The organism is Pseudomonas sp. URIL14HWK12:I12, from assembly GCF_003097135.1.
Lineage (GTDB): Bacteria > Pseudomonadota > Gammaproteobacteria > Pseudomonadales > Pseudomonadaceae > Aquipseudomonas.
The window spans coordinates 484,467-495,771 of the sequence record NZ_QEQL01000001.1; the positions used below are offsets into that span (position 1 = coordinate 484,467).

The 11,305-nt window shown below is 60.8% G+C and carries 7 protein-coding genes; 2 read left to right on the forward strand and 5 right to left on the reverse strand.

The window, feature by feature from the left end:
• Positions 1–95 precede the first annotated feature (95 nt).
• The gene (locus F474_RS02205) at positions 96–4,997 is read right to left on the reverse strand and encodes a leucine-rich repeat domain-containing protein (RefSeq protein ID WP_097084163.1); all 4,902 of its coding nucleotides are present in this window, start codon (positions 4,995–4,997) and stop codon (positions 96–98) included.
• Positions 4,998–5,062: 65 nt separating this feature from the next.
• Complete coding sequence (gene sohB, locus F474_RS02210) at positions 5,063–6,082, reverse strand: protease SohB (RefSeq protein WP_097084162.1); 1,020 nt, start codon at positions 6,080–6,082, stop codon at positions 5,063–5,065.
• Positions 6,083–6,305: 223 nt separating this feature from the next.
• On the opposite strand from sohB, the gene F474_RS02215 reads away from it, so the two are divergent.
• Positions 6,306–6,620, forward strand: coding sequence for an SCP2 sterol-binding domain-containing protein (locus F474_RS02215; RefSeq protein WP_097084161.1), 315 nt, complete (start codon positions 6,306–6,308; stop codon positions 6,618–6,620).
• On the opposite strand, the gene F474_RS02220 is transcribed toward F474_RS02215, so the two are convergent.
• Genes F474_RS02220 through F474_RS02230 form a run of 3 tightly spaced genes read right to left on the reverse strand, consistent with a single transcriptional unit; the run spans position 6,598 to position 10,611 of the window.
• Positions 6,598–7,932 carry a hybrid sensor histidine kinase/response regulator gene (locus tag F474_RS02220; protein WP_097084160.1) on the reverse strand — a complete coding sequence of 445 codons (1,335 nt, stop codon included), beginning with the start codon at positions 7,930–7,932 and terminating at the stop codon, positions 6,598–6,600. The two genes, F474_RS02215 and F474_RS02220, sit on opposite strands and share 23 nt — an antisense overlap.
• Positions 7,916–9,079, reverse strand: a complete 1,164-nt coding sequence (gene ercA, locus F474_RS02225) for an alcohol dehydrogenase-like regulatory protein ErcA (protein ID WP_097084159.1) — start codon at positions 9,077–9,079, stop codon at positions 7,916–7,918. The genes F474_RS02220 and ercA overlap by 17 nt, the downstream gene beginning before the upstream one ends.
• Positions 9,080–9,117: 38 nt before the next feature.
• Positions 9,118–10,611 carry an EAL domain-containing protein gene (locus F474_RS02230; RefSeq protein ID WP_218191648.1) on the reverse strand — a complete coding sequence of 498 codons (1,494 nt, stop codon included), beginning with the start codon at positions 10,609–10,611 and terminating at the stop codon, positions 9,118–9,120.
• A gap of 236 nt (positions 10,612–10,847) precedes the next feature.
• Between F474_RS02230 and F474_RS02235 the strand changes: the two genes are divergently transcribed.
• A complete protein-coding gene (locus F474_RS02235; protein WP_097084157.1) occupies positions 10,848–11,291 on the forward strand; it encodes a CBS domain-containing protein in 444 nt (147 codons plus the stop codon).
• The last annotated feature ends 14 nt before the right edge of the window (positions 11,292–11,305 follow it).

An 11,305-nucleotide genomic window follows, 5' to 3' on the forward strand; every position in this document is an offset into this window, starting at 1 on the left:
AGAGTCACAGCACTAGCCGGCGTGGCCGAGCGCGGCTGTGCGAAAGAAAAACGGCCCGGTGCACTGCATCGGGCCGTTTCGATTGTCCTTCTTGGTTACTCCTGTACCGGCTCCCACCAAGGCCGCACTGCGCCCTCGGTGATCTCCCGGGCCAGCCGTTCCTGAACGAGCACCCTGGCACGCCTGTAGACCTGCGAAGCACGGCGATATTGGTCCTCGTTGAGCTGCACGGGCTGGGCTGCGCCATTGACTCTCCAGACCACATCGCTCACCGGTTCCACCACATCTGCAGGAGCGCCGGCACCGGTGTAGGCGCGTGGTAAGTCATGGCTGGGCGCGATCATCTGGTCCACTAGCTCTGCAGGCAAGCGCCCACTGTCTTGTGGAGTTTCCAGTGCGTCTTCAAGCCAGCTTTGCGCCTCTTCCCAGGCGGTTCGGCTAAGGTTCCAGCGAGTGTCGATCAGCCCCAGGTACGGGCGCCAGTCCTGCTCCCCCAAAGGGGGCTCAATTTCGTTCTGATCCAGGTCGCTTTGAGTGTGAAGCAACCATGTGACAAACCGATCCATCTGCGTGAGGCGGGCCACCCCTTCCGGTGAAGAGTGCTCGGCCAACTCCGCTTGCCATGACCGGTAATTGTGTTGAAGCAGCGCATCATACCGGTCGTCGGCAGGCGCCAATGTGATCTCCTGAGCAGCCGTGAACGCCTCGAGCTGCCGCATGAGCCCCCGCAACTCCGGCTTCCAGTAATTATGTATCTGGCTGAACAGCCCACGACGAAACGTTTCCAGGCGCGCCTCGAAATCGCCGATGGCTTCACGAAACCTCGCGAAGCCGTGTGCGACGTCGAAAATCCGCGTGAGAAACTCTGCCCACCGCCCCGCGTACTGCAACGATTCGTTGACCCGAACGCTTACCCAGTCGAGGAAGGCTGCATTGAGCGTATTGCCCCTCGCCAATCGAACCGCGCGCCTTAGCTGAGGCGATGGAGGAAGCCATGTATCGGCGCTGTGCCTCAGATAGACGGCCATCGACTCCAGCTCGGCAATCTGGGCCCCCTGAATGGGATTGTCGTTGAGCCGGATATACAGCACTCGACCGGCCTGATCCACCGCACGAAGCGCCGAGATCAACGGCTCGATATGCTGCAACCTGTTCCCGCCCAGATCGATCCAAGACAGCCGCCCGGGCTCGCCCTGCGCCAGCTCTACCATTCCGGCCGGCAGCGCACTAAGGTGGGCGTTACGCAGAATGAGCCTGGCCAGGTTGACCATGCCCGTGACGTCCGGCGCGAGCGTCAGGGGGTTGTTGCCAAGGTCTATCCACTGCAATTGAGACAAGTTACGTAGAAAACCTTGGCTGCCAGGGGTCAGCGTGATCCCGCTGCGGTTTAACACTAGCGTGCGTAGGTGCTGGAGGCTGGAAATCGCGCTCAAGTGCTGATCGGTCATCGCACGGGCATTGGACCAATGCAACACGTTCAGACGATCAAGCCGGCTCAATTTCATCAGCGCCTGGGCATCAATCGCCGGAATGTCCGTGAGCGTCAGGGAGTGCAGCTGGCTGCCAGCCCCTTCAGCCTCCGGCACTAGCGGGTCGAACATCGATGGCTGAGGTACCAGCGGTGTGTTGGCAATGTTGAGGACCCGAAGGGACTTCATTTTCGCTATCGAGGGCGGAAGTTGCGTGATGAGGTTGTTGTTCAAATGCAATTCGCGAAGATTCGGGAAGCTCTGGAGGAAATCATCGACCTCCAAACCAAGCATCATCGAATTCAGCCTGAGAATTCGCACATGTTCGAACCCTTCGCCCAAGTGCGGAAGCTGGCCCACTTCGTGATAGGACAGATCCAGTGAAAACTGGGGCTCAACGTCCTCACTCCCCAGCGAGCGGGTTTCACGCCGCCAACAGGCCCTGATAAGTTCGCACAGCTGACTGCGTGTACTTCTCATCCTGTCGTACGGGGTATCGATGATGGATGGGACCGGCTCAGCCATCCAGTCGCTCAAAGAGATATTCAGCCCAGCCCACTGGTTTTCGAGCCTTACGATGACTTGAGCCAAAGGTAGTCCGGTTTCGGCCTGTAGCTGTTCCTGAAAGCGTGCCATGGCCTGTTGGTTCAGTGTGGGGTACAAACGAATCAGTCGCCATGAGAACGTCCTGGCCACCCGGAAACGCCCAGATAAAGGGTAGCCGATGCGATCATCAAACCGCTGTGGTAGCTGAAGTGCGCTATTGTTTGCCGGGCGAATACCCAAATCGCTGCGCAAGCGCGAAAAGTCGCGCCATGCCAAGGCACTGACCTTTTGCCGTAATCGCAGGGATGGTGCCCCCCCCGTCAGCCGCTCGCGATCCAAGGGCGTCAACGTATCGCAGATCAGCTGTTCCAGACTGGCTGGATCGCTCCACCCCCCCCCAATACGACGTCGGTAAACACTTCCGGCACGAAATATTTCTACGCGAGGCTGCTGATTGGGCCCTACTGCCCCCAATGGCTGGCCAGAGAAGCTATCGCTGTCGAGGCGCACACTCATTGTCGCAGGCCAGTGCTCGAGGCGACCCAGATTCGCCATGAACAGGCGATCGGCATCATCGGAAGGTTCAGCGCGGTCCAAGGCGTCCAGTGCCCGGCCAATGCGCATTCGGCGGCTTGCTTCAAGCGCCACCAAACTCAGCTCATGCGGCACCTTGCCTTGGAACAAAGATCTGTATTGACGGCTGTCGGCCCCATCGACCACCTCCTGAATGATCTCTTCGGGCAGGCTGGGGAAGGCACGGAGTAAAGTAATGCCCGCTTCATCCAGAACCCCTAGCCTCGACAATCGAGTGAGCTGCATCGGTAGCGTATCCTCAAGCCGCTGGGCCCAGCGCCTGCTCAGCAATACGCCCTGCTCATTACGCCGGGAGGAGCCGGTGAGTATGGCGCGGTCTCGATCAGGCATCAGGCCCAGTATCTGCTCAGCCCACTGCCCGGAGGAAAACGCCAGAGGCGTGAGCGACAATCGAACGGCTTGGAGTTCGCTGCCTATACGCAAGGTGCCATCGGCGTCGGTGTACTCCAGTGCGAGATCGTGCGGCCAACCCGGCAACTCCACAAGTTCGGTCATCAGCTCGGGATGTTGCACCTCCACGGTCGTTCCCGCCCGCAGCCTGGTGAAGAAGGTAGCCAGCTCTTGGCGAAGCTGCCTGTCGCGCAGCCAGAAACAGACGGCGCCGGGCAGCGGCCGCCCATTGGCCAACAGCCAGCGCAGCCGAGCTGAAGACAACCCCGACAGCTGCCAGGCTTCGAGCAAGTCCTGATCCTGAGCCGAAGGCGGCAGGTCTGCGAAGCAGTGCAGCAACGAAAGCCCTTCTCGCCCCAAGGGGCTATCGTGCAACCATTGCCATGTCTGGCCCTCGGCCGGCAGGAGAATGGGCACTGCTCCAGAATGGTTGCGCGGGACATTGAGCGCGCGCTCACTCTGGCCGGCCCCAACCACGACAAACGCCTCTTCCTCATTGAGCGGCACCCACTCATAGCCGGCTTCGCGGAAGGGAGCTCGTACCCGATTCGCGACCCTTCTCAAGGAAATCGGTTGCCAAAGTGAGGTCTCATGGCGCCATAAACGAGCCTCGCCTTCCTGATTCTCTACGACATGCAAGCCGGAAAGCAGCCGCCCCTGGATACGGCTGACAATCGCACCCGCAGCCAGGTTAGCTCCTACGTTGAAAAATTGGCGCACGGCAGCTTCGCGATCGCCCAACTGCCACGCCTGGTAACCGTCATACACCTGATCTACCACGCCATGGACGAACACCGCTAACGCGGCCCAGCCAAGGGGCTGGCAGCCCGGAACCAGCATGGCGGCGGTGAACAGCACCTGCTCACTCTGTGCAACGAGCGCGGCAATGTGGTCGTCACGTAGTCGCTGGGCCAGGGCGCTGGCCGGCACTGCAAGCACTGCTGCGTTGAGCAGGATGCTTTCGCGCCACTGCCGGTAGTTGAACTGCACGTCATCACCGCCCAAGGCGTTGAACTGAATTATTGCGTAGTCGCCGGTGGTGTTACCGGCATGGGGTAAAGCGGCAGAGGTTGTGCCCAGGTTGCTCAACAGCTTGCCCGCAAGCGTACGCTGGTCTTTGAGTAACGCCATGCGCACCACAGAGGCCCGTTGTTCTTTGGCCCGCAGCAAGTCAAGTATGTGATCTCGTACAGCCTGTTCGTTGGCGAAAGCGTGTAGCGCCCCCTTTTGCGAGTTGGGCAGGTACAGCAATACACCGTCGGCGCCGAGATCGTAGCAGCGCGCGCCCTCCAAGGTATGGCCGAACAGACGCACATCTTTGCGGCCCGCGCGCAGAGCACCATTCAGCCAGCGCTGGCCGATTTCTCGCGAGATGTGCCCTTGCAACACCCCCTCCTCGGCCTCCACTGCGCGTTGATCGCGGTGCCAGGTGACGAAGTGGCTTTCCAGCGAAGACGGGGGGGTTGCTGGCTTGGGGATGTGCGTTGAAACCAGCGCCTGGTACTGGGAACCGATATCCAGGTTGTAGACAAGCTCCACAAACGCCGCTGCGTCGACCTGCGTTGAGCCAATGATTTGAAACGACTCGTCGACGTCTCCGTAACCCCCGGCGCTGGGGTAGTTGGCCAGTGCAGCATAAAGCAATGGTTGAGCCTGCGTCTGGGTCGGGCAGAACTCGCGGAGGGCGTCATAGACAAACTGATTGGGGTCGAGCACTGACCCTTCGGGGATGCAGGCAGGCCGCCACGTGCGCTCAATGCGCACGCTCTCGGGGTCGATACCTTCCCCGAATCGCTGATCGAGCGCCGGCTGCAGCCCCTCAAGTGCAAAAGCCCGCACCGAGGGTATGGGCAGCATTGCAAGGCGTAGAGCCTCGGCACTTTGCTGAGCTTTAAGTATCAGGCGCTGAAGCTCGTCGCGTTCAGCCTGGGTTGCGGACAACAGCCACTGCGGAATGCGTTGTTGGAAGGTGTGAAAGTGGGGTATGCGATTGTCCATGGCGTGACCTCTCCAAGAAAGGCCACTACCATGCCGAAACTACGACAAGGACTGGTGAGGGCTATCTACCACATGCGATGGCCAGACAGCGCGGCCCACAGGCGGCCTAGCCCATGCTCGGCAGCATGAGTTGCCGCCAGCCCTACTCGCTCCTGTAAAGACTTGCGTTCCTCGAAGTGGAGATGGAATACCTCGGCGACCTGTGCGCGCTCAGCCAGGTATTCATCGCTGGTCTTGATCTCGTCGATAAGCTTGACTTCCAACGCGCTGACACCTAGCCAGACCTCGCCGGTAGCAACTGTCTCGATGGACAATTGCGGACGGTAGTGCACGACGAAGTTCTTGAACAACCGATGCGTGACTTCCAGATCTTCCTGGAATTTTTCACGGCCCTTTTCGGTGTTCTCGCCAAGGATGGTGAGTGTGCGTTTATATTCACCGGCGGTGTGCATTTCGACGTCGATATCGTGCTTGCGCAACAGGCGATGCAGATTGGGAAGCTGGGCGACCACTCCAATCGAGCCGAGGACGGCAAAAGGGGCACTCAGAATTTTTTCGCCGATGCAGGCCATCATGTAGCCGCCGCTTGCGGCGACTTTGTCGACGCACACTGTCAACGGGATGCCTGCCTGGCGAATTCGCGCCAGCTGCGAGGACGCCAGCCCATAGCTGTGCACCAGCCCACCTCCACTTTCCAGCCGCAGCACTACCTCGTCACGGGGGGTGGCGACGGTCAGCAGTGCGGTGATTTCACGGCGCAGGCTTTCAGTGGCCGAGGCTTTGATATCGCCCTCGAAATCCAGAACGAACACGCGCTCGGGATTATCCTTGGTTTTCTTCCGGGCTTTCTGGGCTTTGGCCTGCTGCTTGCGCAGGCGCTTGAGCGCATCTTTATCGAGCAGGCTGCTCTCGAGGCGCTCACGCAATTGCTTGTAGGCATCATTGAGCTTGTGGACCTGCAACTGCCCACCCTTGCGGCGCCCCTTGCCACGTGCGGCAGCGACCGCCGCCACCACGATCAGTATCGCTACCACCAGCGTGGCGGTTTTGGCGAGAAAGCCCATGTAATCGGTGAAAAACTCCACGGTGTCTCCTTTGTTAGCGCAGGCCATGGCCGTGCCACGGCGAGGCGATGGCCGCAAGCATACCGGGGCGCCGAAGCGCCGGCCAGCCGCGCACTCTGGTCAAAGCTGAAACACTCTTTTGAAACGCTCGTATGAATTTGCGTTGACAGCGCTGCCCGGTTGCTCCTAACCTGCGCCATCGCTCGCAGTGCGAGCTTTTAAAAGCCCTTTACTGGAGTCCACCATGACCGACGTCTCCCGCGCCATCGAAGCCATGAAAGCCCGGTTCAACCCTGCCGCTGCTGCCGGGCTCGACCTGGTGTTCGGCTTCAATATCGATGATTCAAAGCATTTCAATCTGGTCGTCAAAGACGGCACCTGCGAGCTGCAGGAAGGTGAAAACCCAGACGCTAACGTCACGCTGGTGACCGACAGCGAAACCCTCGAGGGCATCGTGAGCGGCGAAACCGACGGCATGCAGGCATTCATGCAGGGCAAGTTGCGCACCGAAGGCGACATGATGTTGGCGCTCAAGCTCAGCGAGCTGTTCCCAGCCTGAGCCCATCGCCACCGGCGAGCAATGCGGCAAGCGTCGCCCGAAGCTTGCCGGGCCTGGCGGGCTTGTTCAGTTGCGGTGCACCCAGCTTGCGCATGGCTTCTCGGCACGCGTCGCTGCGGTCGGCGGTGATGAACAGCGCCCTCAGGTCCTGCCCCCACGCCTTGCGTAGCACAACTAGCAATTCGGTGCCGAGTTTGCCGTGATCCAGGTGGTAATCGATGACTACCACCTGCGCAGGGGGCCCTTCGAGAGCGCTTCGCTCGTCCAACGCTGTTCTTACCTGGCAACCCCATTGGGCCAGCAGTGCCGCCATGCTCTCGAGGATGGCCGGCTCATTGTCGACTACCAGCACCGAGGTACCAGGCAGGGGGTCGAATGCCACCGGCAAGCCCGTGGCCGTCGTGGTCGGTGGCAACAGCTCGGTGGAAAGGGGCAGCGCAACGCTGAACACAGACCCTCTTCCCACGCGCGATCGCACGCTCACGGGGTGCCGCAAGATCGTGGCCATGCGCTCGACAATTGCCAGCCCCAGCCCGACGCCCTGGCGGTCCGCCGCCCGCCCTGTATCGAGCTGGCGAAACGCCTGGAAAATCACCTGTTGCTGGTCGGCGGGTATCCCGCAACCGCTGTCCCATACCTGAAGCAACATCCCCCCTTGGGCCTTGCGGGCTGCGACCAGGACGCCGCCGCTCGAGGTGTATCTGCAGGCATTGCTGATCAGGTTGCGCACGATACGTGCCAGTAGATGCGCATCGGTTTCTACCACCGCATTGCGACCGACCCGGCAGCGGATCTTCAGCCCCTTGGCCGCCGCCACTGGCTCGAATTCGGCAGCCAGAGACGGCAACCACTGCTGCAGCGCCAGGGGCGCAAGCGTGGGCGTAACAGCATCCTGGTCGAGGCGAGCGATATCCAGGAGGTCACTGAGCAACTGCTCAGCGCCTTCAAGCGCCAGATGGCTACGCTCCACCAGATGGGCCTCGGTAGGCGGTAAATCCCGCTCCCGAAGCGCGGAAATCAGCAGCCGCGCGGCATTGAGCGGCTGCAGCAAGTCGTGGCTGGCGGCAGCCAGGTATTTATCCTTGCTACGGTTGGCGGCCTCAGCAGCATCCCGGGCCAAGCGCAGTTGCTCGGTACGCTCCAGCACCCGCCGTTCGAGTTCGTCATTGAGCTGGCGGTAGCGGTTACGCTCGGTTTCCAGTTCTTCCAGGCGGCCGACCAATTCGGCGTAATGGTGCTTGCGCATCGAATGATTGCCCAGACCAAGCAACCCCTCCAGCGAAGCGCCCTCCTGCTCAAAGGGCTTCGCCAAACACCACCTCGACGTCGCGCTGATTGGAATGGCGCGGGTTGGTCAGAATACAGGGGTCGCCCATGGCGTGGGCCGAAAGGAACGGAATGTCCGAGCACCCAACGCCATGGCCGCCCAAGGTTTCATGAAAGCCGACTGCCCGCTTAAGGTCTATCAGGTGCTGCACAAGGCGCTCGCGCACTTGGCCGGCACTCAAACCGCGGCAATCGATACCGAAGGTTTGCGCGATGACCTTGAAGCGCTCCGGCGCCGCGCTGTAGTTGAATGCAACCACATGCTCGACCAGTACGGCGTTGCACAGGCCATGGGGTAGGTCAAGAAAACCGCCCAGGCTGTGCGACATGGCGTGCACTGCACCGAGAATGGCATTAGAAAAAGCCAACCCCGCCTGCATACTGCCCAGCATCACTTTTTCACGAAGGGTGATGTCGTTGGGGTTGGCGATCATCGGCACGAGGTGGCCATTGATCAGCCGCATGGCTTCGAGCGCATGTGGATCGGTGAGCGGCCCGTGGCCGGTCGAAACGAACGCTTCGATGGCATGCACCAAGGCATCGATGCCAGTACAGGCTGACAGAAACGGGTCCATGCTGGCAGTGGTTTGCGGGTCGATCAGCGCCACGTCGGGAACAACCGCCTTGCTGACGATCGAAAACTTCATCCGCTCCTGCTGATCGGAGATGATCACAAACTGTGACACATCCGCAGATGTACCGGCTGTGGTGGGGATGAGGATCAAAGGCGGGCTGGGGGCCCGGAGGGTATCGACACCTTCGAATTCCAGGATATTGCGCCCATGGGCCACCACAATACCGATGGCCTTGGCGCAGTCCATCGGGCTGCCACCCCCAATGGCGACAATCACATCGCACTGCTGCTCGCGGTAAAAATCCGCACCCGCCATGACTTCCTCTACCCGCGGGTTCGGCGAGACGGCACTGAACAGGCTCCACGCCACCCCCTGGCCTTCGAAACTTGCCTGCACATCCGCCACCCAACCGGCGGCCATCACACCGGGGTCGCTGACCAGCAACACCCGCCGAGCACCGAAATGGCGCGCATAGTGGGCCGCACTATGGCGGCTGCCGGCACCGAAGATGATTTCAGGGGAAACGAACTTGCGCAGCGCGCTCAGCGGGGCGGTCATGGCAAAGCCCTGTTCTTATGTGTTTTGCAAACAGGGTATCACGCCCCTGCCCCTTCCGCCGGCGCGCGATGCTCCTCAAAAAATGCCAGGAACTGCTCCAGCGGAAGCGCCCTGGCATACAGCCAGCCTTGCACATAGTCAACTTGGCGCGCTTTGAGATACTCGGCCTGGGCCAGCGTTTCGACACCCTCTGCGACAATGCCGAGCCCCAGTTCATGGGCCATATCAATGATATAGCCGGTAACTGCGCTGGTGGCGGCATCAGCACCGATGGTATCGATGAAGGCCTTGTCGATCTTGAGCACATCCAACGGAAGGCCTTGCAGGTACTGTAGGCTGGAATAACCTGTGCCGAAGTCATCGATCGCAACACGATGGCCCGCCTCACGGGCTGCCTCGATGGTCTGCCGCGCCCGCTCGATATCCATGAAGCCGCGCTCGGTCGCCTCCAGCCATAGCTGCGCCGGGTCGATTCCAGAGCCCTCAAGCACGCGTTTGATCACGGGCAAGGCTCGGCCGCTTTTCAGGTCCTCTGCACAAAGATTGACTGCGATATGCAACTGGGGATGACGTCGCAGCAGTGGGCCCAGATCTTTGACGATCAAGGCCAGCACCTGATCGGTGATCGGTTGAATCAGGCCGCTTTCCTCTGCCAGCGGAATGAACAGGTCAGGCCGCACGAGGCTGCCGTCTGGGCGCCGCCAACGGACCAGTGCCTCTGCGCCCACACACTGGCCGCCGGCCAGGTGCATGATCGGTTGATAGTGCACCTCGAACTCGCCACGGCTCACAGCGATCTGAAGTTCTCCCAGAGGCGAGAGCCGCCGGTAACAAAGCCAGGCCACCAGCCCCACCAGCGCGGCAGCACACACGATCGCCAGCGGCAACAACCAGAGCCATTGGGCATTCAACAAGGATGAAAAGGACGTTTGCGGGCTCACTACTATGGCACGCCACCCCGGTGCTTGCGCCTGCTCGACCCACATGCCCGCGGGAGGCTGTGCACCTTGAACCAGCGTAGCGAGCCGGGCACGGTCGGCACCGTCGTTATAGGCCAGCAACGCGCCGTTGTTGGCTACCAGGCCAATCTGCATCGGCGAATCCGTGAGCACATCGGCTAGGCGGGAAGGGATAATCAAGACGTTGTAGTTGCCCCGCTGCAAGCCGACCATGGCGGTACCATTGCCGACCTGCGGCCGAATCGCGGTAAACACTTCGGTGCCATCATCGAGCAGGTAATCTGCCGCCCCTTGATGCACCGGGGTGGCGACCGTGCCCCAGGAGTTGCATCGCAAGAGCCCGCCTTCGAAATAGCCGATTTCTTCGATAAAGCGTGTATTGGCCGTAAGGCTCTGCATGTGCGCAATATGGGCTGTACTGCACGCCGGCTCGGTGCTCTGCTGCATCGCATCAAGCGCCTGGCGGGCGCCCTCAAATGACAGCTGTGCGCGGCGGATCGCCCATTGGGCAGTCGATTGCAGGTGGATTCTGGCTTCACGCTCTACGCCTTGCTTGGCCAGCCATGTGGCCATTACCAACGGGACCATCGCCGCTGCCACCGCAGCAAGGCAACTGATCAAAACTATGCGTTTGCGTATCACTGGCAGGGTCCGTTGCGTGCGATTGGCAACCAGACTAACCCCGGGCCGCCCGCCTGCCAACTACGGCTATGGCGTTTTTCAATAGGGTCGATGGCGTAATTTGAAGTGCGTGTTTCAAAGGCTTGCCTGATGCTTGGGCCGCGTCCCCACAACAAGATCGGTGCCCTATGAAAACCGTTGCGCAGCTGCTCAAGGAAAAACCTGAAAGCCACCACGCCGTGCTGACCATCGGCCCGGACCAACTAGTGCTCGAAGCACTTCGGCTGATGGCGCAGATCAACGTCGGTGCCCTCCCTGTGGTCGAACACGGCGAAGTCGTGGGCGTCGTCAGCGAGCGCGACTACGCACGCAAGATGGTGCTGCAGGGCCGGTCTTCGGCCGGAACGCCGGTCAGGGCGATCATGAACGCTCCAGTGATCACCGTGGGGATGGGTGAAACGCTGGAGCGTTGCATGAACATCATGACCGACAGCCACTTGCGTCACCTGCCTGTTGTAAACGACGGCGAGCTGGTTGGGCTGTTGTCGATTGGCGACCTGGTCAAGGCCGCCATTGCCGAACAGGCGAAGTTGATCGCCCAGATGGAACAGTACATCCGCGGCGAGCACTGAACACTGTGCTGTTG

Bases quoted from the DNA above. Each gene is read 5' to 3' on its own strand.
- F474_RS02205 (WP_097084163.1), bottom strand. From the start codon at position 4,997: ATGGACAATCGCATACCCCACTTTCACACCTTCCAACAACGCATTCCG.
- F474_RS02215 (WP_097084161.1), top strand. From the start codon at position 6,306: ATGACCGACGTCTCCCGCGCCATCGAAGCCATGAAAGCCCGGTTCAAC.
- ercA (WP_097084159.1), bottom strand. From the start codon at position 9,079: ATGACCGCCCCGCTGAGCGCGCTGCGCAAGTTCGTTTCCCCTGAAATC.
- F474_RS02230 (WP_218191648.1), bottom strand. From the start codon at position 10,611: ATGGCCACATGGCTGGCCAAGCAAGGCGTAGAGCGTGAAGCCAGAATC.
- F474_RS02235 (WP_097084157.1), top strand. From the start codon at position 10,848: ATGAAAACCGTTGCGCAGCTGCTCAAGGAAAAACCTGAAAGCCACCAC.